General features: G+C 71.3%; 25 protein-coding genes. 10 read left to right on the forward strand and 15 right to left on the reverse strand.

Annotated elements, in window-relative coordinates:
* Positions 1-17: 17 nt before the first annotated feature.
* Positions 18-347, reverse strand: a complete 330-nt coding sequence (locus ABZX02_RS18295; RefSeq protein WP_355299552.1) for a metalloregulator ArsR/SmtB family transcription factor — start codon at positions 345-347, stop codon at positions 18-20.
* A gap of 87 nt (positions 348-434) precedes the next feature.
* Here ABZX02_RS18295 and ABZX02_RS18300 point away from each other — a divergent pair, with 87 nt between their 5' ends.
* Positions 435-836, forward strand: coding sequence for an arsenate reductase ArsC (locus ABZX02_RS18300; RefSeq protein ID WP_355299553.1), 402 nt, complete (start codon positions 435-437; stop codon positions 834-836).
* Here ABZX02_RS18300 and ABZX02_RS18305 read toward each other — a convergent pair.
* Together ABZX02_RS18305 and ABZX02_RS18310 are read right to left on the reverse strand one after the other, a co-directional pair.
* A complete protein-coding gene (locus tag ABZX02_RS18305; RefSeq protein ID WP_355299555.1) occupies positions 833-2,020 on the reverse strand; it encodes an MFS transporter in 1,188 nt (395 codons plus the stop codon). The genes ABZX02_RS18300 and ABZX02_RS18305 overlap by 4 nt on opposite strands.
* Positions 2,010-3,341 (reverse strand): FAD-dependent oxidoreductase, encoded by a 1,332-nt coding sequence (locus ABZX02_RS18310; RefSeq protein ID WP_355299557.1) that lies wholly within the window; start codon positions 3,339-3,341, stop codon positions 2,010-2,012. Before ABZX02_RS18310 ends, ABZX02_RS18305 begins: the two co-directional genes overlap by 11 nt.
* Before the next feature lie 98 nt (positions 3,342-3,439).
* Between ABZX02_RS18310 and ABZX02_RS18315 the strand changes: the two genes are divergently transcribed.
* Positions 3,440-4,276, forward strand: coding sequence for a metalloregulator ArsR/SmtB family transcription factor (locus tag ABZX02_RS18315; RefSeq protein ID WP_355299559.1), 837 nt, complete (start codon positions 3,440-3,442; stop codon positions 4,274-4,276).
* A 57-nt stretch (positions 4,277-4,333) separates the two neighbouring features.
* A complete protein-coding gene (locus tag ABZX02_RS18320) occupies positions 4,334-5,371 on the forward strand; it encodes an NAD(P)-binding domain-containing protein (protein ID WP_355299561.1) in 1,038 nt (345 codons plus the stop codon).
* 6 nt (positions 5,372-5,377) lie between these two features.
* On the opposite strand, the gene ABZX02_RS18325 is transcribed toward ABZX02_RS18320, so the two are convergent.
* The 7 genes from ABZX02_RS18325 to ABZX02_RS18355 all read right to left on the reverse strand — a co-directional run bounded on the left by ABZX02_RS18325 (position 5,378) and on the right by ABZX02_RS18355 (position 10,032).
* Positions 5,378-5,890, reverse strand: coding sequence for a DinB family protein (locus ABZX02_RS18325; protein WP_355299563.1), 513 nt, complete (start codon positions 5,888-5,890; stop codon positions 5,378-5,380).
* A gap of 71 nt (positions 5,891-5,961) precedes the next feature.
* Positions 5,962-6,402 carry a copper resistance CopC family protein gene (locus tag ABZX02_RS18330; RefSeq protein WP_355299564.1) on the reverse strand — a complete coding sequence of 147 codons (441 nt, stop codon included), beginning with the start codon at positions 6,400-6,402 and terminating at the stop codon, positions 5,962-5,964.
* Entirely contained in the window at positions 6,399-7,007 is a 609-nt protein-coding gene (locus ABZX02_RS18335; RefSeq protein WP_355299566.1) for a DUF1775 domain-containing protein, read from the reverse strand. Before ABZX02_RS18335 ends, ABZX02_RS18330 begins: the two co-directional genes overlap by 4 nt.
* A gap of 66 nt (positions 7,008-7,073) precedes the next feature.
* A complete protein-coding gene (locus tag ABZX02_RS18340; protein ID WP_355299568.1) occupies positions 7,074-7,658 on the reverse strand; it encodes a hypothetical protein in 585 nt (194 codons plus the stop codon).
* Positions 7,659-7,669: 11 nt separating this feature from the next.
* On the reverse strand, positions 7,670-8,110 hold the full coding sequence (locus tag ABZX02_RS18345) for a hypothetical protein (RefSeq protein ID WP_355299570.1): 441 nt from the start codon (positions 8,108-8,110) through the stop codon (positions 7,670-7,672).
* A 239-nt stretch (positions 8,111-8,349) separates the two neighbouring features.
* A complete protein-coding gene (locus ABZX02_RS18350) occupies positions 8,350-9,087 on the reverse strand; it encodes an alpha/beta fold hydrolase (RefSeq protein ID WP_355299572.1) in 738 nt (245 codons plus the stop codon).
* 171 nt (positions 9,088-9,258) lie between these two features.
* Complete coding sequence (locus ABZX02_RS18355) at positions 9,259-10,032, reverse strand: DeoR/GlpR family DNA-binding transcription regulator (RefSeq protein WP_355299574.1); 774 nt, start codon at positions 10,030-10,032, stop codon at positions 9,259-9,261.
* Between the two features lie 149 nt (positions 10,033-10,181).
* Here ABZX02_RS18355 and ABZX02_RS18360 point away from each other — a divergent pair, with 149 nt between their 5' ends.
* Positions 10,182-10,943, forward strand: a complete 762-nt coding sequence (locus ABZX02_RS18360; RefSeq protein ID WP_355299576.1) for a DeoR family transcriptional regulator — start codon at positions 10,182-10,184, stop codon at positions 10,941-10,943.
* 127 nt (positions 10,944-11,070) lie between these two features.
* On the opposite strand, the gene ABZX02_RS18365 is transcribed toward ABZX02_RS18360, so the two are convergent.
* Positions 11,071-11,886, reverse strand: coding sequence for an IclR family transcriptional regulator (locus tag ABZX02_RS18365; protein WP_355299578.1), 816 nt, complete (start codon positions 11,884-11,886; stop codon positions 11,071-11,073).
* Between the two features lie 271 nt (positions 11,887-12,157).
* Entirely contained in the window at positions 12,158-13,258 is a 1,101-nt protein-coding gene (locus tag ABZX02_RS18370) for a hypothetical protein (RefSeq protein ID WP_355299580.1), read from the reverse strand.
* Between the two features lie 90 nt (positions 13,259-13,348).
* Here ABZX02_RS18370 and ABZX02_RS18375 point away from each other — a divergent pair, with 90 nt between their 5' ends.
* Entirely contained in the window at positions 13,349-14,290 is a 942-nt protein-coding gene (locus ABZX02_RS18375; RefSeq protein WP_355299582.1) for a MerR family transcriptional regulator, read from the forward strand.
* A gap of 44 nt (positions 14,291-14,334) precedes the next feature.
* Here ABZX02_RS18375 and ABZX02_RS18380 read toward each other — a convergent pair whose 3' ends face one another.
* Positions 14,335-15,639 carry a glycosyltransferase gene (locus tag ABZX02_RS18380; RefSeq protein ID WP_355299583.1) on the reverse strand — a complete coding sequence of 435 codons (1,305 nt, stop codon included), beginning with the start codon at positions 15,637-15,639 and terminating at the stop codon, positions 14,335-14,337.
* Positions 15,640-15,710: 71 nt separating this feature from the next.
* On the opposite strand from ABZX02_RS18380, the gene ABZX02_RS18385 reads away from it, so the two are divergent.
* The 4 genes from ABZX02_RS18385 to ABZX02_RS18400 all read left to right on the forward strand — a co-directional run bounded on the left by ABZX02_RS18385 (position 15,711) and on the right by ABZX02_RS18400 (position 19,376).
* Entirely contained in the window at positions 15,711-17,459 is a 1,749-nt protein-coding gene (locus ABZX02_RS18385) for a glycosyltransferase family 4 protein (protein ID WP_355299585.1), read from the forward strand.
* Between the two features lie 121 nt (positions 17,460-17,580).
* Positions 17,581-18,123, forward strand: coding sequence for a hypothetical protein (locus ABZX02_RS18390; protein ID WP_355299587.1), 543 nt, complete (start codon positions 17,581-17,583; stop codon positions 18,121-18,123).
* A 70-nt stretch (positions 18,124-18,193) separates the two neighbouring features.
* Positions 18,194-18,751 (forward strand): sigma-70 family RNA polymerase sigma factor, encoded by a 558-nt coding sequence (locus tag ABZX02_RS18395; protein WP_355299589.1) that lies wholly within the window; start codon positions 18,194-18,196, stop codon positions 18,749-18,751.
* Entirely contained in the window at positions 18,738-19,376 is a 639-nt protein-coding gene (locus tag ABZX02_RS18400; protein WP_355299591.1) for an anti-sigma factor, read from the forward strand. Before ABZX02_RS18395 ends, ABZX02_RS18400 begins: the two co-directional genes overlap by 14 nt.
* Positions 19,377-19,413: 37 nt before the next feature.
* Here the strand turns inward: ABZX02_RS18400 and ABZX02_RS18405 are convergent, their stop codons facing one another.
* Together ABZX02_RS18405 and ABZX02_RS18410 are read right to left on the reverse strand one after the other, a co-directional pair.
* Positions 19,414-19,986 (reverse strand): malectin domain-containing carbohydrate-binding protein, encoded by a 573-nt coding sequence (locus ABZX02_RS18405; protein WP_355299592.1) that lies wholly within the window; start codon positions 19,984-19,986, stop codon positions 19,414-19,416.
* A 57-nt stretch (positions 19,987-20,043) separates the two neighbouring features.
* Positions 20,044-22,161 carry a discoidin domain-containing protein gene (locus tag ABZX02_RS18410; RefSeq protein ID WP_355299594.1) on the reverse strand — a complete coding sequence of 706 codons (2,118 nt, stop codon included), beginning with the start codon at positions 22,159-22,161 and terminating at the stop codon, positions 20,044-20,046.
* Positions 22,162-22,345: 184 nt separating this feature from the next.
* Between ABZX02_RS18410 and ABZX02_RS18415 the strand changes: the two genes are divergently transcribed.
* Positions 22,346-23,248 (forward strand): DUF1996 domain-containing protein, encoded by a 903-nt coding sequence (locus tag ABZX02_RS18415; protein WP_355299595.1) that lies wholly within the window; start codon positions 22,346-22,348, stop codon positions 23,246-23,248.
* Positions 23,249-23,250: the final 2 nt, after the last annotated feature.

The following is a 23,250-nucleotide window of genomic DNA, read 5'->3' on the forward strand; positions in this document are numbered from 1 at the left end:
GGCCGGAGCCGGTCGGGTCAGTCGCAGCAGGCGCTGGCGTCGCGCAGCGGCCCTCCCGGCGCGAGCACGGCCGCGAGGGTGTCGATGGCAGCGTTGTCGATGCGGTACCAGCTCCACGTGCCGCGGCGTTCGCGGCTGAGGAATCCGGCCTGCACGAGGATCTTGAGGTGGTGGCTCAGCGAGGACTGCGGCATGTCGAACTGGCCGGCGAGGTCGCAGAAGCAGGCTTCCTGCCCCTCGGTCCGGCGGACCAGGCCGACCAGCTCGACGCGGATCGGGTCGCCGAGTGCCTTGAACAGGCGGGCGGCCGTCGTCGAGTCGAGCAGCGTCTGGTCCTGGCTCGTCATGAGCCAGACCATAACCGCCTGGATTGACAAAAGTCGATACACCGAGTGTGATCTGCATCGAAGGAATTCGGTTCAAGGAGACCCACCGTGTCCAACACGCCCGAGGTGCTGTTCGTCTGCGTGCACAACGCCGGCCGTTCGCAGATGGCCGCCGCGTTGCTGCAGCACTACGGTCTGGGACGCATCGCCGTGCGTTCGGCCGGGTCCGAGCCCGCGGAGAAGGTGAACCCGGCTGCCGCGGCGGCGCTGGCCGAGTGGGGGCTCGACATCACCGCCGAGGTGCCCTCGAAGCTCACCACCGCCGACGTCGAGGCCTCCGACGTCGTGATCACCATGGGCTGCGGCGACACCTGCCCCGTCTTCCCCGGCAAGCGCTACCTCGACTGGCAGCTCGACGACCCGGCGGGCCAGGGCATCGACGCCGTGCGGCCGATCCGCGACGACATCGACCGGCGGGTGCGCGGCCTGGTCGCCGAACTGCTCGGCTAACGGCCCGGCACGCCGGCGGTCGACAACGCGGCCGCCAGCACCCCGATCACACCCAGCACCACGAACACCGCCGGATAACCGCCCAGCCACCCGGCCAGCGCGCTTCCCGCCCACGGCGCGACCGCGGCGGTCAGCATCACCGGGACGGTGAGCAGTCCGCTCAACCGTCCGTAGTGGACGGCGCCCCACCGGTCGGTGACCGCCGTCGCCTGCACGAGCGTGAAGATCCCGCGCGCGACGCCCGCGAGCACGGAACCGGCGACGAGCAGCAGCGCCGGGCCGGGAACCACGCCGAGCAGCGTGGTCACGGCCGCGCTCACCAGCAGGACCAGTGCGGTGCGGGTGCGCACCGACGTCCTGGCGGCCAGCCTGGCGTACCCGAGCCGTCCGAGGACCTGGCCCACCCCACCGAGGCCCAGGGCCACGGCGGCCGCTGACGTCGACATCCCGCGTTCGGTCAGCAACGGCACGAGGGTGACCACGACCGCGTAGACGCTGAACGCCGCCAGGCTCATCGCGATCGTCAGCACGATGAACGGCCTGCTGCGCGCCACCGCCGACGGGTGGTGCCTCGTCTCGTGCTCGATCTCCGGCCACGGCAACCGCAACCCGAACAGGTGCAGCGGAATCGTCGTGACAGCAAGGATTCCCACGAGCACGAGATAGGTGCCGCGCCAGTCCAGGTGCGTGTTCAGCACGGCGGTCAGCGGCGCGAACACCGTGCTGGCCAGACCTGCCACCAACGTGAGCGCCGTCAACGCCGACACCCGCCGGGCGCCGTACCAGCGGGTGAGCGCGGCGAACGCGGGCGCGTAGAACACGCCGGCCATCGCGACGCCGATCAGCAACCACGCCGCGGTGAACCAGGCCAGCGTCTGCGCGGTCGCCATGAGCACGACTCCTGGGACGGCGATGATCGAGCCGGTGGTCATGATCGCGCGCGGCCCGTGGCGGTCGAGCATCCTGCCGACCGGGACGCCGACGAGGCCCGCGACGACCTGGCTCGCGGAGAACCCGGCGGTGATCGCGGCGTGCGACCACCCGGTCCGTTCGCCGATGGTCGGCAGCAGCACGGGGAACGCGTAGTACAGGACGCCCCAGCTGATGATCTCCGTGGTGCACAACACGATCAGCACGCGGCGGAGCCCGGTGCCGGACTCCGCCGCGGTGGTGTCAGCGTGCACTGGGCGCGAGGCCGATCGTCAGCACACCGTTCTCCGGCGCACCGCAGCAGCCGCCGTCGCTCTTCTCCGCCTCCGGCGCGTCGAACACGCCCGCGCCACCGCACACACCGGTCTCGGGCAGCACGAGCTCGACCCGGCCGGCGGCCTCGTGGTCGCCGGCGAGCGCGGCCACGACCGACCGGGACTGCTCGTACCCGGTCAGCGACAGGAACGTGGGCGCGCGGCCGTAGCTCTTGATGCCCACGAGGTAGACGTTCGGCTCGGGGTGGCGCAGCTCGGCCTCGCCGTGCGGGTAGACGGTGCCGCACGAGTGGACGTTCGGGTCGATCAGCGGCGCGAGCCTCGTCGGTGCCTGCAGCACCGGGTCGAGTTCGAGGCGGATCTCCGACAGCCACGACAGGTCCGGCCGGAACCCGGTCAGCACGACGACCTCGTCGATGCCCTCGACCCGGTGCCCGTCGAACGACTCCAGCGTGAGCCTGCCGTCGCCGGCGCGCTCGACCACGGCGGTGCGGAACCCGGTCGCGGTCGTCATGTGCCCGGCCTCGGCCGCCTTCTTCGCCCGCAGCCCCAACGCACCCCGGGCCGGCAGCTGATCCGCCTCGCCGCCACCGAACGCGTTGCCCACGGCTCCCCGGCGCAGCAGCCAGACGATCTCCGTGCCCGGCTCCTGCTCGGCGAGGTCCGCCAGCACGACCAAGGCCGTCAGCGCGGAATGGCCGCTACCGGCGACCGCGATCCGCTTGCCCGCGTACCGGGCGCGCTCGGCCACGAGGTCCGGAACGCGGTACGTGATCTGCGCGGCGGCCGCCTTCTCCCCCGCCGCCGGAAGCCCGTCGCCGCCCAGGGGGTTCGGCGAGCCCCACGTGCCGGACGCGTCGATCACCGCACGTGCCGTGATCCGCTCCTCGCCCTCGGCGGTCCGCACGTGCACGGTGAGCGGTTCGTCCTCGCGCCCGGAATCCACGAGCCGGTCCCGCCCCCGCCGAGCCAGTCCCACCACGCGCGCACCGAACCGCACCCGGTCGCCCAGCACGTCCGCCAGCGGCCGCAGGTAGTGCTCCACCCACTCCCCGCCCGTCGGGTAGGCGTCCCCGTCCGGCCGCACCCATCCGGCCTCCTCCAGCAGCCGCTCGGCCGCCGGGTCGACGAGCTCGCTCCACCGCGAGAACAACCGGACGTGGTTCCACTCGGACACGGCCGCACCGGCGCGGTCGCCCGCCTCCAGCACGAGCACCCGCTCGCCCCGTTCGGCCAGGTTCCCCGCCGCGGACAAACCCGCTGGTCCGGCACCCACCACGACGACTGGCAACTCGCTCACCGCACACCCCTTGCATCGACGGATTTCGAATCAACGCGGCGAACTCTATCGACCCGGATCGATTGACGCAACCATCGATCTGCGTCGATACTTCAGCCATGACGACGACAGCACCCTCGCCGGCCCTGCTGCCCGCCGACGACGCCGCGACCTACGCGGACTGGTTCGCGTGCCTGGCCGAACCGACCCGCGTGCGCCTCCTGCACGCCGTGGCGACCTCGGGACGCTCGATGACCGTCGGCGAACTGACCGAGCTCGTCGGCATCAGCCAGTCCACCTGCTCCCACCACGTGCGCAAGCTGGTCGAGGTCGGTTTCCTCCGGCAGCACAAGGAAGGCACCGCCACGCACGTGAGCGTGAACCCGTCGTGCTGCACCGGCCTCCCGCACGCCGCCGACGTCGTCATGGGCGTGCTCGCGCCACCACCGTGCTGCCCGGGCGACCTGCCCGCCGGCGTGCTCGTCCGTCCCCTGGAGGGCGCCGACTGGAACGCCGTGCGCCGCGTCTACGGCGAAGGCATCGCCACCGGCGACGCCACCTTCGAGACCGAGGTCCCGCCGCGCAGGGCACTCGACGCCAGGTGGCTCCCCGGTCACCGGTGGGTCGCCGAGATCGACGGGCAGGTGGCGGGCTGGGCCGCGGCGACCGCGGTGTCCACCCGCGACTGCTACGCGGGCGTGGCCGAGACGTCCGTCTACGTGGGCGCGGGGTTCCGCGGCCGTGGCGTCGGCAAAGCGCTGGTGCACAAGCAGGTCACCGCCGCCGACGACTCGGGTCTGTGGACGTTGCAGACCTCGGTCTTCCCCGAGAACCGCGCGAGCCTCGCCCTGCACCACTCGGCGGGCTTCCGCACGCTCGGCGTCCGCGAACGCATCGCGCAGCACCACGGCGTGTGGCGCGACACCGTCTTCCTCGAACGCCGCACCGCCAACTGACCCCAGACCACCACCCGACCGTCGCCGTGCTCGGCGACGGCTGCTTCGAGGTGCCCAGTGAACAGCCACGACGTCATCGTCATCGGCGCCGGTCAGTCCGGCCTCGCCACCGCCCACGCCCTCCTCTCACGAGGCCTCCACCCACTCGTGCTCGAAGCCGGCAACGACCCGGTCGGCTCCTGGCCGCACTACTACGACAGCCTCACCTTGTTCTCCCCGGCCCGATACAGCGCGCTACCCGGTCTTCCCTTCCCCGGAGACCCGGAGCGCTACCCGCACCGCGACGAGGTCGTCGACTACCTGCGCACCTACGCCGAACGCCTCGACGCCGACATCCGCACCGGCCACCAGGTCACGGAAGTCCGGCACGACAACGGACATCGCGTCACCACCGCCGGCGGTACGACGTTCACCGCGCCGTTGGTCGTCGCCGCCACCGGAGGCTTCGGCAACCCGTACCGCCCACCCGTCCCAGGCCTGGCCGGCTTCTCCGGCGCCGTCCTGCACGCCGCGCAGTACCGCTCGCCCGCCTCGTTCCGCGGTCAGCGCGTCATCGTGGTCGGCGCCGGCAACTCCGCGGTCCAGATCGCCGCCGAACTCGCCGCCCACGCCCACGTCACCCTTGCCACCCGCAAGCCCGTGAGGTTCTCCGCCCAACGCCCGCTCGGCCGCGACCTGCACTTCTGGCTCGACCGCACACGGCTGGACCACCTCCCGATCGGTCCCTGGCTGCCCAACGGCTTCACCACCCCGGTTTTGGACACCGGCGTCCACCGCACCGCCCTCGCCCAGCGCCGACCGGACCGCCGACCGATGTTCACCGCCCTGGAAGGCTCCGAGGTCATCTGGTCCGACGAGCAGCGGGAGCACGTGGACGCGATCATCCTGGCGACGGGGTACCGCCCCGACCTCCCGTATCTGGGGAAGCTGGGCACGGAACACGACCGCGGCCTCTCCCGCCGTCACCGCGGCCTCTCCCGCCGTCACCGCGGACTCGGCTTCGTCGGCCTCGAATGGCAGCGCAGCCTCTCCTCCGCCACCCTGCGCGGCGTCGGCCGCGACGCCGCACACGTCGTGCGTCGCCTGCTCAGGTGACGTCGATCAGCTGAAGGACAGCTGCTCGCGGTGGAAGTCGAAGTGCCGCACCGGGAAGCGGTACAGGTCCGCCACCGTCATGAACTCGCGGAAGAACGGGTCCCACCGCGTCGGGTAGGGCATGCCCCGCGCGAGCCCGACGTCGGTCTCCCGGTCGAGCCGCCGGTGCAACGCCGCGACGGTGCGGTCGCACAGGCCGATCATCGCGCCTCGGGGCATCAGGCTGCCACCGAGCCAGGAGCCCGCGAAGTTGACCGCGTCGAAGGGTCTCGTGCCCGCGTCGAGCAGCCTGGCCCAGCCTCGGCCGACCCACCCCGGTAGCCGGGAGATCGCCTTGGTCAGGGCCAGCAGCGCCCGCATGATCAGGAACCCGAGCAGCATGTGGAACAGAAGTTGCCGGTTGTTCCACCGCGTCCCGTCCGACCGACGCCGCAGCGCGCCGGCCGACGCGCTGTCGAGGAGCGTGCGGAACGTCGTCCTCGCACGCTCGAGGTCACCGTGAACGGCCTGCCGGTCCACCGTTCCACGGTGCGCCCGGCCGCCCCCGCGCTCAACCACTTCCGCGGCGTCTCCCGAGGGCGGTCCACCGTTCAGCGGCGGGCCAGCCGGTAGGCCGTCGCCGCCGCGCCGAGAACGACCGCTCCCACCAACGCCCAGACCCACCACGGCGTCGACGTGCGACCTCGGAGCGAGAACCGGTACTCCCCCTTCACCGGCACGCCGTCCGACGGCGTCAGCTCGTAGGTGACGAGGTAGTCGCCCGCCGGCATCGCCGGCCGCAACGGCACGGTCAGCACGGTGTCGTCGGCGCCGATCAGCGACTCGGCCCACTGCTGACCGCCACCCGTCACCGCGATCAGGTAGGGCCCGGAGCCCGCGACGTTCCGGTCGAAGGTGAGCCGGACGTCCGCCGGCGCCACCGAGATCGTCGAGTTCATGCCCGGGTTCGCGCTCACCAGTGCGGGAGACGCCGAGGCAGCCGGCAGGAAACTCAGGAACAGCAACGACATCACGACCAGCACGCGCGTCATGAGATCCCCTTCCGGCGGATGAGGACGACTCCGCCGACGGCCACCAGCAGCCCCACGGCGAGCAGGGTGATCACGGCACCCCAAGGCACGTCGGACGCGGTGGCGAGCGCGGCGTGGTGGCCGTGGCCCGACGCCTCGGCGAGCGCGATCACCGGAGCGGGACGGCCCGGCTGGTCGTCCCACCTCACCTCGCTGCCGTCGGCGAGGAACTGCGTGGCGGGCAGGACGACGCGGTCGGCGTCGGCGGGCAGCGGACCGAGGGTCAGGCCGAAGTCCTCGTAGTGCTCGTTCCCGCCGGGGAGCTCGTTCTCCGTGCGGGCCGTCCAGACGACCGTCGTGACGACGCCGCCGTCGCCGCGCAGCACCGCGGCGTCCCAGCCGGGAACGGGCCGGGTGCGGGCGGTCGTGATGCCGAACGCCGGTGAGACGGTGACCTCGAAGCGCGTCGTGGACGGTGTTTCCTCGTTCGGCACGCGCAGGACGACGGTGCCGTGTCCGCCTTTCTCCGGCGGACTGTCCGGAACGTGCGCGGTCACGTGGGCGGAGGCCGTGCCCGCGCCCAGCACGAACAGGAAGGCCAGGCAAGCGAACAACTTCGTCAGCATGGGACAACCTCGGAGGACGAGGGGCCCCGGCCGGGAGAGTGCCGGGGCCCCGGTGGACGACGGGACTCAGCAGACGGCCTTGACCTCCTCCGCCCGGATGTCCCACGCCTGGCCCTTGGTCTGGCCCTCGACGCTGCCGTTGACGTACCAGTAGTAGTGGCCGTAGTAGCGGCTGCCGAAGTGGATCTCCCACGTGCCGTTCACGCGCGACTTCTGCTTCGAGGCGTAGATGTTCACCTTCTTGCGCGGAGCGACCTCCTGGCGGATCTCATCGGTCTTGGTCGACGAGAACGACCACTCGACCGAGTAGCTCGCCTTGATCGACGCCGTGAAGATCTCGCCGAGCTCGACGCCGCCGCTGATCTCGACGCCGAAGGTGTTCTTCGTGCCGGTGGTGGCGGAGTAGTTGATGACCCTGGTCATCAGGCTGCTCGTGCAGTTGGTGCCGCTGCCCGCCAGCTGACGGCTGCCGTTGAAGATGGTCATGGCGCCGTAAGGCTTGAACTGGCAGTAGTCCGCGCCCGCGCACCTGCTCATCAACTCCTGCACGGTCGGCTGGCCGGCGTGCGTGGCGTTCGCGGCCGGCAGCGCCGTGAACATCGCCGCGACCGCCATCGCCAGCGCCGCCAGCACCTTGCTCCTGCTGATCATGTCGTGCTCCTTCAGCTCAGGCCGATCTGGAACGTGCGGTCACCGGCGAAGGTGAGGTCCGGGTGGTTGCTCTGGAACGGGCCGTCCCGGTTGCCGTCCTTGCGGTAGAGCCACACCCAGCAGGTCGAGAACGCCTGCGCGGAGTTGACCCGGTTGCGCCAGGAGCTGTTGTTGAGGTTCATGAAGTGGTCGACCTTGTCGTTCTTCGGGCACGGCTGCGGCACCCAGATCGTGAGCATGTCGCCGGTGTAGTCGGTGCCGGTGTAGATGCGGGCACCGATGACGTCCGTGCTCTTGCGGACGCTGCTCGAACCGGTGCAGCCGAACTTCCCGGTGCTGAACGAGAAGTCGCACCGCTGGGCGGCGCTGGCGGTCCCCGCCGGTACCAGGGCGAAGATCGCGCCACTCACCGCCAGCACGGCCGCGAGTTTGCGCGAGATCATCTGTTTCATGCGCTTGAACCCTTCTGCGAAAACACTTCCACGAGCTCCGGCTCGAAATCACCTGCCCCAGCGGAATCGCGCACCGCGAATGGCGGCGCGCAATTCCGCTTCGACGATTCCGGCCGAACCGGATCCCGGCCACTCCGTTCACCGGAGATCTGCGGTGAACGTTAGGGAGCGCGACCGGTGACCACAACGGAAGTGCCATCGACCGAAACAGAACCTCACCGGCCCGAGTCGGATTCCGGTCAGACCCGGAAGCAGTCCAGTTCGACCGGCCTGCCCTGCAGGGCGTCCTGGACCCCGCTGTAGACCGTGCCGTCGAAGGGCATGCCGAGGTGCACCACGGCGCGGTACGGGCACTGCGACTGCACCCGGACGTTCGTGGCGCCGTCGCCCATCCTGGCGTTGTCGACCGGCCGCACCAGCGCGTCGAACCCGGTGTAGAGGTTCGTGTAGCGCACCGCGCCGAAGGTGTCGTCGCCGGCGTTGAGGCTGTTCAGGAAGCTGGATCCGGTCTTCATCTGCTGACAGGCGACGATCCTCAGACAGTCACCGCCCCCGAAGAAGTCGGCGATGTTCGCGACGACGGTGCCGTAGTTCGGCGCGGAGAGGTTGACCAGGGTGGCGACCTCGCTCGCACCGCCTTCGTACTTGATGTACTGCCGTGCGACGAGCCCACCCTGGGAGTGCGCCACGACGTCGACCTGCGAGGCTCCGAGCGAGGCGCGGAAGGCGTCGGCGAAGCGGCCGAGCTCGCGCGCCGAGACGCGGATGTCGGCCGTGCCCAGGCCGGGGAGCTGGAAGACCGCGACCTGACGGCCGTCCGCGCGGAGCCGGTCGGCGAGCGGCTCGTAGTAGAAGGCGGGACCGAAGGTGCCCGCCACGACGACCACCGGCCGGGGGGCCGCGGCGGCAGCGGTGCCCGGAACGGCACACGCGAGCACGAGAGAGGAAATGCAGAGAGCGGAGAATCGTCGAATCACAAGGCCTCCTTGCCCTGGAACGAAGAAACGCCGGAAATCCCGCGTTCGAGTCGAGCGCGGGAAAGACGAGATCGGCGAATGCGTTCCGGACGCTAACAAGACCCTTCGGGCCACAATGCTCCTGTGCCGCTCAGCGGCACAACCCGGGGCACTGAATGGGGAAAGAGGAGATCAGGTGACGACGAAAACGCGGAGTCCCGCCGCCCGCAGCGGCCCCGCCACGGATTCGTCGAGGGTCTGGCTCGTGATGCAGGCGTCGACGTGGTCGAGCGAGCACACCAGGTGCTCGCCGGGCGCCTCGAAGGCGTCGGGGGGCGCGACGACGATGCCGCGACGGGCACCGAACGCGGCACGGCGGCGGCCGGAGGCCTCGGGTTCGGTGCGGGCGAGCAGCCCGGCGACGCTGACACCGGCGCACCCGAGCACGGCGAGGTCGGCGTTCGTCTCGGTGTCGCGGTCCGGCACGACGCGGAGCGTGGCGTCGAGGGTCCCGGCCGGGACGACGACGGTGAAGCGGTCGGCGTGACCGGCGAACGCCGGGAGCACCGGGAGCGACTCGGTGTGCACGACGATCCCGGACAGGTCGCGCCGGGCGACGAGCGCGTCCGCGACGGACCGGATGCCGGGGGCGTGATCGAGGACGATCGTGTCCCCGCTGCGCACGAACGCGGCCACCATGGTGCCGACGGCGGGGTCGGCCCAGTCCGCCCGCGCCGGCCTGGGCGGGCCGTCCGTCCCCGGTGCCGCGGCCGCTCCCCCGCGGACGCGGTGCAGGGCGCCGCACTCCTCGAGCGACCGCAGGTCCTGCCGGATGGTCACCTCGGACACGCCGAGTTCCTGCGCGAGCCGCCGCACCTGGACGAAGCCGAGTCGCCGCACCGCGGTGACGATGCGGTGCCGCCGTTCGGTGACGGTGAGATCGCCCGGCGCCTGCTCGGTGGCCACGGCCTCTCCCCACTCGCCGGCACGGCGGTTGTGCACAAGCCTTCATATTCGAAGGCGAAGATGTTGAAAACTAAATGTACACTGGGTGAGCAGCTGCTCCAGCGCACTTCACCGCGGGTGGCGGCACTACCAGGGGCGAGGAGGGTGGGATGCCGGGACGACCACCGTCGGACCGTGTCCGCAGGCAGGGACAGCTCCTCGACATCGTGACGCGGGCGGACTTCGTCGGCATCGCCGACCTCAGTCAGCGGCTTCGGGTTTCGGAAGTGACGATTCGCTCCGACCTCCGCGACCTGGAGGCCGCCGGGCACGTGCGCCGCGTGTGGGGCGGTGCGCAACCGGCCGCGGACGAGTCGGCCCGAGCCCGCCGCAGCCCCGAGGCGACAGCCGTGATGGCCGCGGCCCTGGTGCGCTCGCACGACGCGGTCTTCCTCGGCGCGGGTCGCCTCTCCGCCGACGTCGCCGCGGCGCTGACACAGCGGCCCGACCTCACCGGCGTCACGGTGGTCACCAGCGACCTGCCCGCGTGCGCACAGTTCGCGGGCCACCTCGACCGCTTCACGGTCCGCGTCACCGGCGGGACGCTGCAGGGCGACGTGCTGACACCGGCACGGGCCGACGACGGGCCGCACGACCGCGTCGATCTGGCGTTCCTGCCCTGCCACCACGTCGACTCGAGCGGTGTCGCGCACCTCGACGCGGACCAGCTCGCGGCGGCCGAGGCGTTCTCCGCCGTCGCCGCCGGGCGCACCGTCCTGCTCGCCTCCACCGACCTCGCCACCGCGGCCGGAGGGACGCCGTGGCTCCCGCTGAGCCGCGAGCACACCCTCATCACCGCGACGCTCCAGGACCGCCGCGTTCTCGAACGACTTCGTGCCACGGGCGCACAGCTGCTCGCGGCGGCGTCCTGACCGAGGGTCGGCGTGAGAGCGTGTTCATGTCGCCGGACAGTGAACGCGCGGCGACCTCCGAATTCGACCCTTGTGCCGCTCAGTGGCACAACTCGGAGTCCACTCGCGCCATCCACAGTGGACGTTGCTACCCGCAGGGGCGACCGGAGGCTCGCGGCGCGGGCGGGTCGTCCGGGAATCCGCGCACGGGCGTGCTGCGAATGCTCTGGTTCATCGCGTTGCAGGTCGCCATGACCGCGGCACGCAGGGCGGGGACGTTGCAGCCGGGCGACCGGACGACGACGGCGAGGGAGGCGATTGCCCGCCCACCCTGGTCGACGACCGGCGCGGCGACCGCGGTGTGGGCCTCGGGCACGGCGCAGCTCACCACGGCCACCCCTTGGTTCCGCACGGAGGCAAGCCGCGCCCGCAGCCGCTGCGGACACGTCGGGACGTTCTCCGGCACCGGGACCAGTTCGCCGGCGAGGACCTGCTCCTGCAGGACCACCGGCCCGTTCGCCAGCAGGCTCTGGCCCTGTGCGGTGGCGTGCAACGGGAACCGGCTGCCGACGCGGTGCCGCGTCCGCACCGCGCCGGGTGCCGACATCATCTCGGTGATCACCGCTTCGACACCGTCGAGCACGCTCAGGACCACGTGCTGACCGGTGGAGACGTGCAGGTCCCGCATGAATGGAAGAGCCCTGGCGCGCAACCCTTCGGCGCGCGGCGCGAGCGTGGCGAGCTCCCAGAGGCCGAGCCCGATGGTGTAGCCACCCTCCGCGCACCGCTCCAGCGCGCCGAGCCGCACCAACGTCCGCGTCAATCTCAGCACGGTGGACTTCGGCAACCCCGAACGCGCGCTCAGCGAGGTCAGCGACAGCGGCCGCTGCTCGGCCCCGAACGTGCGCAGCACCCGAAAAGCTCGTTCGAGCACCGGTTCACCGATCGTCTTCGTCTCGTCCACGTCTGCTCGCACCTCCATCCGTCCCGAAGTGGCATCCCGGATCGCCGGCCGACGTAATGCTCTCTCGATCACTTTCGAAACTGTAAGTTTGCTGTTTCTGATGTGTCAAGGAAGGCGTGTTTTCGTCTCAAATGGAGATGCGGAAGAACGCTTGATTCGACATCGCCGCAGGTTAGCGCCGCAGATCAACCTGTTGTCACCACAACTGGTCCCAGCCCGGATGCGAGACTTCTACGGTTTCGTTTTCGAAAGACCTCGGCGACGCTCTGCCTTATCCGGCCTGTATGTTCCGCATGGTCGTCGAGCGGAACCCGGAGAAGGAGGCCCATTCGAGCCGGTCGCTCCACTCCAACTCGTGGACGGCGGCCTCGTGCCGCTCCTCGACCATCGCGGTCAGCAGGGCGTCACCGCCCCGTTCGGCGACCGCGAGGTACATCCGGAAGCACTCGGCGCGCAGCACCAGGGTGGGCAGCCGCGACGCCAGTTCCGTCAGACCGCGGCCGAGGTCCAGCGCGGCGCGGAGTTCCGCGGGCCGGGACTGCTCGTCCCGCAGGAACAGGCGCAGCCGGCACAGTCCCCACATGATCTCCGTGGTCATGTCCAGAGGGTCCGGATCGGGCCCGGAGGACTCCGGGATCACCAGGTCCGCGCACTCGTCCGCGACGGCGATGCGCGCGAACGCGTGGTGGGCCCGGAAAAGCGCGGCGGGCCGCCCACCGGCCGACGCGTCGCAGCCCTCCCGCGCAGCGAGCCGGAGCACGCTGCGGTACAGCTCGGCGGCGCGTCCGGGGTCGCGGGACTCCAGCGCGATCGCGAGCTGGCACCGCCTCACCACCATCAGGGCGTGCAGCATGCCCATGACCCCGGGGTGGATCACCTCCGGCGCACCCGCCCGCGTCACCTGGTCGACGACCTGGGAGATCAGCCGGTCGCTCAACTCCGAGAGCCCGATGATCCCGGTGGTGGTCGCGGCGGCGACGAGCGCGAAGGTCTGTTCCGGGCCGGGTTCCATGGCCTCGGCGGCGGCGAGCACCTCGTCGAGCCTGCCCAGCGCCTCGTCGACCCGCCCCTGCAGGAAGGCGGCGGCGATGCCGTACCCCAGCACCCGGACGCGCGCGACGTGGTCCCCGTCCGCGTCCGCCGACCTGAGCACCGCCTGGCACGCGGCCTCGGCCTCGTCGTAGCGCAGGAGGTTCACGAAGGCGACCGACCGGATGTACAACGCCAGCCGCCACTGGGCCCGGTCGGCAGGGAGATCGGGTTCCGCGCCCAGGTCCTCGGTGCGTTCCACGACTTCCGCGAACCGGCACTCGACCATCATGCGAGCGAGCTCCGCCGCCACCGGGTCCGCGTTCTTCCCGCCCGTGAACATGCCTCGTCATTATTCACGATCGATCATCTCGCGCATGACCGCTCGCTCGTGGCTTGACCTTCCAGCGGCTGCGCGGTTCAGGATGCGCTCATGGACGACCGCGACATGCTCACCATCGGCCGGCTCGCCGACCGCACCGGCCTGCCGGCGCGCACCCTGCGCTTCTGGTCGGACGAGGGCGTGATCGCCCCGGCCGGCCGTTCCGCGGGCGGGTACCGGCTCTACGACGCCGCCTGCGTGGCCCGCGTCGAGCTCATCCGCGCCCTGCGCGAGCTGGGTCTCGGCCTCGACGACGTGCGCCGGGTGCTCGAGAGCAGGGCGACCTTCGCCGAGGTGGCCGACGCGCACGTGACCGCGATCGACGCTCGGATCCGCGCGCTCCGGGTGAGCCGGGCCGTTCTGGCCACGGTGTCCCGACGCCGATCCACACTCGAGGAGACAGCACTGATGAACCGCTTGGCCCGGCTCTCCACCGCCGAACGCACCCAGATCATCGACGACTTCAAGGCGGACGTGTTCGGTCGCCTCGACATCGATCCGGCACTGCGCGACCGGGTGCGACAGCTCCACATCGACCTCCCGGACGACCCCACGCCCGACCAGGTGGACGCCTGGGTCGAACTGGCGGAGCTCGTGCAGGACCCGGACTTCCGCGCCCGGATGGTCACGTTCCTCGGCCTCACCACGGCGGCGCCGGGACAGGAGGCACCGCCCGGCGCACGCGTCTGGTGGGCGCGGCAGGTCGTGAACGACGTCGCGCGGGTCAGGGCGCGGGACGTCGCTCCGGAGGACCCCGCCGCCGCGGAGCTGGTGGGAACGCTGTTCGGCGCCGCCGACCTGAGCGCCGTGCTGTCCTCGCTGGAGGCGGGGATCGACGCGGGCGCGGAGCGGTACCGCGCCCTCGTCGGTCGCGTGCGGGGACAGGTCAGCGCCCCGGACGCGTCCGACGACCTGCGGTGGCTGGCCGCCGCTCTGCGAGTCGTCCTCCAGCAGCCCGGCCGCTCGTCATGCACGCGTGGTGTGGCCGAGTGACGATGGATTCATGACGGCGAGCACGGCCGGGGCGGGTCCGGCCATCAGCGAGAGCGGCCCAGCACCTCCAGCAGCCGCGCCGCGCCCTGGTCGGGTCCCGCGGCTCGCACGTCGTCCCTCAGGCCCGCGAACGGTTCCGGGTCCCGCAGCAACGACCGGAGCGAGGTCGCGACGTCCTCGGGCCCGGCAGCGTTGGGATCGAGGCACACGCCCGCACCCGACCGTTCGGCGTCGTGGGCGATGCAGAACTGATCACTGGAGAAGGGCAGGACCAGGGCGGGAACACCGGCCTGCAGGCATTCCGTGAACGAGTTGTTGCCGCCGTGGTGCACCATCGCGGCGACGTGCGGCAGCAGCGCGCGTTGCGGAACCACCGACTCCAGGATCACACGCGGGTCCTCGGCCAGGTCGGAGAGTTCCGCGACGCGGCCGCCCGCGGCGACCACGACCGTCAGGTCCGGGATCCGCAAGGCTCCGCGGACCACGGTGCGCAGCACGTCGTGGCGGGCGGAGAGGAACGTCCCCAGCGCGACGAGGACGACCCGGCGGCCGCGCACGCGGCCGAGCCACGTCTCGTCGAGCGGCTCAGGGGTCGTGCAGTGGCCCAGGAAGATCTGGTCCTGGTGCTCGGGCAACGGCGGCAGCCACGGCAGTCGCGGGTAGTTGACGACGGCGGCGTGGGAGGAGGTCAGCGCGAAGGCCCGCCGCGGTGCGGGACGGGCCGGTGCGGCCTCGCGGAGGAACCGGGCGAACGCGGAGGTGAAGGCGAGGTCGGTGAGACGGACCTCGGCGGACAGCAGCGACAGTTCCGCTGTGGACGGACGCACGGCCGACGGCCACGCCTGAGGCAGACCGAAGAACTGGTCGTCCCGGGAGACCAGGTAGGTCGGGTGACCGGTGACGTAGGACACGAACGGCAGGTCGAGTGCGTGCAGCGCAAGGGTTGTGGCGTAGTCGATCTGGTCGACGACGTACCAGTCCGGGCGCAGGGTGTCGTGCAGGGTGGCGAGATCGCTCAGCACCTGCCCCGGCGCGGCGAGTGGTTCGGCCCTGCGCCGCCTGGTCTGCGTCAGCAACGCGGCGGCGGCGCCCGCGCGGGTGGCTTCGAGGAAGTCGGTGAGCTGCCGGGCGGAGCGGTCGTCCTGCGCCGTGCGCTCCGCCACGCCGCTGTTCGAGTCGCGCGTCGTTTTCAGGGCGACGAACGGAAGTGAGCGGGCGAGGTCGGCGAACTCGGTGCCGCAGGCGAACGTCACCTCTCGCGCACCCGCCGAACTCAACGCTGCCGCGAACACGGACATGGGCTGCGCGTGCGAGCGGAAGGGCGGGCTGACAACGACAATCCGGGGCACTGGTTCTCCTCCTCGTTGGCACATCTCGAAAATTGTTCGATCCGGACGCGCTTCTGGTTCGAACAAAGGATGTGCGGACACATCCGGAAGTCCAGCGAGCGCTGGAAGCCAGACGACCCGAGACCGATCCTCCGGCGCCGAGCCCTCGATCCCTGATCGGCGCGATCCTCCGCGACACCCGCCCGACGACCTTCTCCCTCGCGTGCGAGGACACGTCCTCGACGCTGCGGGAGCACGGCCGGGGACCGGTGACCGACGAGCTGCGTCAGGCGTTGCTGTCCACACAGGACCGCCGCGCGATCGCGAACCTGCTCGACATCGCCACGGTGCACCGCCTCACGCCGTTGAGCGCCGACGAGGCGCGTCCCCTCGTCACAGGACCGGTCCTGTGGCGCTACCTGGACTCGGTGGGCGAACCGGTCGACGACAGCCCGCGCTCGCCCTACGAGAAGCTGATGCTCGACCTCCTGCACGACGACGTCGCGTTGCCGGTGGCGCCACCGGTGGCGGGACCGACGATCGTGCAGTCGATGCTGATCGGTGGCACCGCACGGCCGGGTGAGGGCGCGAGCGGCGGACTCACCGTGTTCCTGTCGTCCCTGGCCGAAGCCCTCGTGCGGCGCCAGGACGTCGGCCGCGTGGTCACGGCGGTGCTCGCCCACGAACCCACGGCCCTGACCGTCACGAAGGACGCGGCGCTCGACCACTGGACGGTCCACGTCCCGGTCGACTCGCCGGTGGCGCTCACCCAGCAGGACATGGCACGGCACCGCGCGGGCATCACCTGGTGGCTCGAGAAACTCCTGCGGCGGTGCGGTCTCCACCCCGACGTGGTGCACGTGCGGTACTCCGACGACGGGTCGCTCGCCGTGGCCGACGCCGCACGGCTGACGGGTGCGAAGCTGGTGTTCACCGTCACCCCGGACCCGCACCGCCACCTCGCCGAGCGCCACCTCGCCGACGCCGAGGACCTGACCGCGATGCGGTTCGACCTGCACCGCGTGCGCGCGGCGGACCACCTCGTCCGGCGCGCGGACCGGGTGATCACCATCGGCGGCAGGCAGGACGAGGTGCTGGCGCACTTCCCGCGGCTCACCCCCGCGACGCTGACCGCGCTCGAGGAGGGCATCACCCCGGCACCGCCCGCCGCGGGACGGTCGCCGGTGCGGGAGCTGTTCACGACGTCGGCACTCCCCCGCCTGGACGCCTCGGCGGAAGGCCTGCCCGTGCTGCTGAACGTGGGGCGGCTGCACCCGATGAAGCAGCAGCCGTTGCTGGTGCGGGCATGGCTGGAGGCGGGCCTGCACCACCGGACGGCGTTGGTGGTCATCGGTGGTTCCGCGACCGACAGGACGCCGGACGAGCAGGCCGTGCTCGACGAGGTGCTCGAGCTCGCGCGGTCCGCCCCCTCGGCGCGCGGACGGCTCGCGGTGCTGCCCGCCTGGCCCAACGACGACATCCGGCGGCTGCAGCACGAGTTGGCGGCGAACCCGCCACCGTCCGGTGCTCCGCACATCTACGCCTGCGCCAGCGCGAAGGAGGAGTTCGGCATCGCGGTGCTCGAGGCCATGGAGGCCGGCCTGCTCGTCGTCGGTCCCCAGCGCGGCGGGCTGCGGTGCTACGTGGACGACGGCCGGAACGGGTTCCTGGTCGACACCTCGGCCGCGCGGTCCCTGGGAGAACGGCTCGCCCACGTCGTCGGTCTCGGTGCCGCGACGGCCCCGATCGCGGCGGCGGGGCAGGAGACCGCGCGCCGCCGGTTCCACATCGACGCGGTGGCGGAGCCGTTCGCGGCGCTGTACCGCGGGCTGTCGGGCTGATCGGGGATGGGTCGCCCGCACCGCCGTGGCGGAACTTCTCCCGGAGGTGCATCCGCCGGGGCCGCGCCGGTCGTACCCATGACGACGACCAGTTCCGCACGACGGACAAGGAGTGCTTTCGATGCGCAACCGCATGCTCGCCGCCGCACTGGCGTTCGGCATCGCCCTCGCGGGCGGAGCGGCCGTGGCCGCGCCGGCGACCGCCGCACCGGTCTCCCCGGCGGCCTCGAACAGCAAGGTCTGGGGCAGCTTCTTCAAGGGGCGCACGGACCTGGCGCTCGATCCCGCGGCCGCGGCGGCGTTGACCTCGTTGGGTGTCAAGGTGAAGCCCGTCTTCGCGGGCAGGACGGGATCGGCGATCAGCTTCCCCATCGTCGGCAACCCGTCGGACGGCACGATCGAGCACATCGGCGGTCTCGTGCTCCAGGCCGGTCACACGCGCCTGTACCTCACGAACTACACGATCGACCTCAACCGCGGGGTGCTGTCGGGCCTGGTGAACTTCCGCCAGCGCGCGGACCTGTTCACCCTCGGTGCCGCCACGCCGCAGGGCGTCACGCTCGCCCTCACCCCCGGTGCGGCGTCGGTGCTCAACAGCACCTTCGGTGTCACCGCGTTCACCCCGGGCCTCGTCATCGGGTACGGCAACCCCGTACTGCGCTGAAGCCTCCCCTGTCCGGGCCCGCCCACGACGTCGTGGGCGGGCCCGCCCCTGCCGGTGAGCGGAGCCCGTCGTGACCGGCGCAGGCCAGACCCTCGACGAGACCACGAAGTCCTTCGTCGCCGGCGAGGAGGGGGCGCTGCGGGCGGTCTACGAGCGCTACGCCCCGGCCGTGCTCCGGGTCGCGGCGGCGAGTCTGCCGTCCCGGCCGGACGCCGAGGACGTCGTGCAGACCACGTTCGTCACGGCGTGGCGGAAGCGGGAGAGCTACGACCCCGCCAAGGGCAGCCTGCTCGTCTGGCTCCTGACCATCGCCCGGCGACGCGCCGTCGACGTCCTGCGCTCGCAGGGCCGCCAGGAGCACGTCGTCGTGGCCCTGCACAGCACCGGCACCCCGTCGGACGAGCCCGTCCGGCCGGAGCGCGTGGTGGACAGGATGGTGGTGCTGGAGGCGATCGGCGAGCTCCCTCCGCACCAGCAGCGCGTTCTCCTGCTCGCCTTCTACGATGATCTCACGCACGAGCAGATCGCCGCGACGACCGGACTTCCGCTGGGCACGGTCAAGAGCCACCTCCGCCGCGGCATGGTCAGGCTCCGGCAACGTTGGGAGGCGGACGGTGGCGCACGCTGACCCCGGCCTGCTCGCGTTGATGGCGCTGGGCGAACCGGCCTCGGACCACTCCACAGAGGACCACCTGCTCACCTGCGCCGCGTGCCGCGCGGACCTGGCCGCGTTGCGGGAACTGGTCGCCGTGGGCCGGGAGACGGCCGGCGAACGGGACCTGCCCGCGCCGCCGGAGGAGGTCTGGGACCGCATCGCCGCCGAGACTGCTCCGTCTCGGCCTCGTCGGCGGTGGCGTGAGCTGCTCGCCGTCGCGGCCGCGGCGGCTGTCCTCGGTGCTGCCGGGGCGGTCGTGGTGGACCGGGTCGCGTCCCCCGCCGAACAGGTCGTGGCACAGGCCGACCTGGCCGGGCTCGCTTCCGCTCGCGGCACCGCGCGGGTCGTGCGCACGGCTGATCGCACGGTGTTGCGGGTCGTCATCGACGGGTTGCCGGCGCCCGAAGGCCTGTACCAGGTGTGGCTCTACGACGGGGCCGCCACGATGATCCCGCTGGGGGTGCTCGCGGGCGGTCAGGCGGACCTGCCGGTCCCGTCCGGGATCGACCTCCGGACCTACCACGTGGTGGACGTGTCCGCGCAGCGGCTGGGTCAGCAGGAGCACGGAACCAGTGTGCTGCAGGGGAATCTCGGCTGAGTCGTCATCCGGCTGCGGCGGAGCGGGATCTCCGAGGTCAGGACGCGGGTACGAGGGCGATCGCGTTGACCTGCGGCTGGTTCTCCTTGCCGCGCACGAAGTCGATCCGCACCACCCCGTCCTCGTCCGCCGTCACCACGAGGTCCTTCTCCACCCCGAACGCCGTCAGCGGCGCGTCCGCCCCCGCCGCGACCGCCGCGCCGACGATGTCGAAGTCGCGCAGCACGCGCGTGCCGTTCACGTCGACGTCGAAGATCCGCTGACCGGGACGGGTGAAGTACCAGTCGAGGAAGTAGAGCCGTAGTTCGTAGGTGCCGCCGGCGGTGAGGCCGGTCAGCTCGTAGGCCGACTCGAGGTGCCGGGCGGTGTACCAGATCTCGGCGGGGATCGGGTGGGCGACGGTGCGGCTGAACGTCGTGTGCGCTCGTTTGTCGGCCGGCTTCGTGTCGGTGAGGCCGCCGGTGCCGAAGCTGTCGGGGAGGAACGTCGCGTCGCCGGCTCCTCCCACGTCCACCTGGACCGGGTTCTCGGCGTGCGACAGGGGCGCGGTGCCGAGGAGCAGGGCGGCCGAGGCCGCGCCGGCCGCGATGAACCTGGTGAGCTTGTGCATCGAACTCCTTGTCGCGCGAGGAGGACCGGCCGGGGAGACCCGGCCGGTCCGCAATGGTCAGCGGCGGTAGATGCCGAGCTCGTAGAGCGAGTAGCCCCAGCCGGTGCCGCGTTGGGTGGCGTGCAGGCGGACGTAGCGGCCCGTGGCGGTCACGTCGATCGAGTCGACGCCGCCGTTGCCGGTCGTGGTGCCGTAGACCGAGCGCCAGTCGGTGCCGTTGTCGGACACCTGGATCTCGTACGCACGGCCGAAGGCGCCTTCCCACACCAGTTGCACGTGCTGGAAGGTGGTCACGGCGCCGAGGTCGACGCGCAGCCACTGCGGGTCGGACCAGTCCGTGGCCCAGCGGGAGGTGCCGTTGCCGTCCACCGCGTTGGACGGCGGGAACGGGGCCCCGTCACCGACCTGCTGGTAGGACGAGGCCGTGACGGGCTTGCCCTGCGCGACGTTCACACCGGCCGGTTGCGGAGCGACGACGCGGACGGACCTGGTCTCGATGCCGATGTTGCCGCGACCGTCCTCGGCCATCACGTAGACCTTCCACACGCCCAGGCGGTCCGGCGCGGTGACGGTCAGGCGGTTGCCGTTGACCTGCACCGGGGTGCCGGCCAAGCCGCCGCTGTTGTCGATGTACTTGCTGTTGAACGCCGCCGACCACGTGATCGTGTCACCGTTCGGGTCCGACGCCGCCACGTCGATCGACAGCGGCGCACCGGCCGCGATCGTCTGCGGGAGGTTCATCGCGGAGATCACCGGCGGGGTGTTCGACGGGGTGGCGCCGCCGAACGCGCGTTGCACCGAGTAGAACGAGAGCCGCTTCTTGCCTGCCGGGGTGAGGTTGAACCAGACGGCGCCGAAGTCGTACTCGGTGCCGTAGTGGAACAACGTGCCACCGAACGAGACGCCGGCGTGGGCGGTGATGCAGTTCCAGGCCTGGGTGTAGCCGTCGCGCTTCTGGACGTCGGTGGGTTCGGCAGGGACACCGTTGGCGTCGTTGGGAACCTCCCACTCGCCCGCCGGGCCGGCCTCGGTCAGGATGTACGGCTTCGTGTAGCCGCCGTCGATCCAGTCCTGGCGGACCTTGCAGACGTTGCCGTAGGAGTTCACCGAGTACAGGTCGAGGTCGGGCGCGTGGGCCTTGAGGTAGACCCAGGCGCCGGTCCACGCGTCCGTGTTCGTCACCGGGTGGGTGGTGTCGATGGCGTGGATGGCGCGGGCGGCCTCGTTGACGTACTTCGCGTACTCGACGCGCTGGGTCTCCAGCTCGGCGCCGGAGTAGCAGTTCTGCAGGCCGAGGATGGACTCGTTGCCCACGTTCCACATGAGAACGCCGGGGTGGTCCTTGTACGTGGTCACCCACTGGCGGATCTGGCCGAGCATGTCGGCCTTGTACGCGGTGTCGGTCACGTAGTTCACGCAACCGCCGGAGCCCGGACCGCCGCCCGGCTGGAGCCAGAAGCCGTTGATCACGCGCAACCCGTTGGCGGCGGCCGCGTCCAGCAGCGGACGGGTCGACGCGTCCGTGCCCCACGTGCGCAAGGTGTTGACACCCATGGACTTCAGCTCAGGCATGTACCGCGCGGCGTCGGCGGCGGGCGGACCCCAGGTCAGGCCCTTGACCGTCCACGGCGCACCGTCGACGGTGAGCTGCCAGTTGCCCTGGGAGCCGGTCACGCGGACACCGCTGCCCGGCTGCGGGTTCGAGCCTTGTTCGCCGAAGACGCGGAACTCCCACAACGAGACGCCGTAACCGTTGGCGCGCTGGGTCGCGTTCATCCGGACGTACCGGCCGGTGCCGGACACGTCGAAGCCTTGGTTGCCGCCCGTGCCGCCGGTGACGGAGCGCAGGGTGGTCCAGGAGTCGCCGTTGGCCGAGACCTGGAGGTCGAACGTGGTCGCGTAGGCGCCTTCCCAGTCGAGCTCGATCCTGGTCACGGTGGAGGTCGCGCCCAGGTCGACGCGCAACCACTGCGGGTCGCTCCACGTGCTCGACCAGCGGGTGCCGGGGTTGCCGTCGACCGCCGCCGCGGCCGGCGTGCCGGCGCCTTCGACGGTCGAGGCGGTGACGGGTTTGCCTTGGGACAGCAGCGAGGGCGCGGCGCTGACCGTGCTCGGAACGACTGCCAGTCCCACCAGCACGGCGAGTGCCGTGCCGGCAATGCGGAGGCGGTGCATGGCGTCTCCTGCAGGGGTTCGGGTGGGGTGAGGTGCGGGAGAGCGCTCTCCCAACCCTGGCGTCGTACGTTACGAACAGACTTCGGCGATGTCAACAGGCCCCTTGACACCTCGGAAGCGGGGCGGGACGCTAACCGGGAGAGCGCTCTCCCAGCCGGTTCCCCACATCGGCAGGAGGACACCGTTGTCCCGCAAGCTCAGCGCGCTGGCCGTCGCGGCCAGCCTCGTCGCGGCCGCGTTCGCGGTCCAGTCGGCACAGGCCGACGACTACGTCAGCCACCACGAGTTCCAGGCGAACTGCGCGTTCGCCGTGGACCGCCCGGACGACCCGATCGTCTTCCCCGGCCTGCCGGGCGCGTCGCACCTGCACACGTTCCTCGGCAACAACTCCACCAACGCGAGCAGCACCAACGACTCGCTCAAGGCCGGTCAGACCAACTGCGTCACGCCCGACGACAAGTCGGCGTACTGGTTCCCCTCGGTGCTCAACGGCGACCAGGTCGTGCGCCCGACCGGCAACCAGGTCGTCTACTACAAGTCGGGAATCCTGAAGTACCAGGACGTCGTGCCGTTCCCGCCGGGCATGCGGTTCGTCGTCGGCAGTCCCACCTCGACGCTCGAGCAGTTCCGCGACCACCCCGGCGCGGTCGAGGGCTTCGAGTGCGGGGACAGCTTCAAGAACTGGGACATCCCGTCCTGGTGCGCTCCCGGCAGCCAGCTCAACGTCCGCTTCCAGGCGCCGAGCTGCTGGAACGGCCGTGACCTCGACTCGGCGGACCACAAGTCGCACATGGCCTACCCGGACCGCGCGACGCTCGTGTGCCCGCCGAGCCATCCCGTGGCGGTGCCGATGATCGAGTTCAAGATGGCGTTCCCGGTCTCCGGCGACATGTCGCGCGTACGGCTCTCCAGCGGCCGCGGCTACACCTGGCACTACGACTTCATGAACGCCTGGGACGCACCCACCCAGGCCGCACTGGTCCGGCACTGCATCAACGGCGGGCTGCAGTGCGACCCGCGCGGCTACGACCAGTACAAGCCCCACCGGGGTGCCGCACTCGGACCGGACTACCGGTTGCCGCGGTGACG

This window comes from Lentzea sp. NPDC003310 (genome assembly GCF_040610935.1).
Taxonomy (GTDB): Bacteria; Actinomycetota; Actinomycetes; order Mycobacteriales; family Pseudonocardiaceae; genus Lentzea.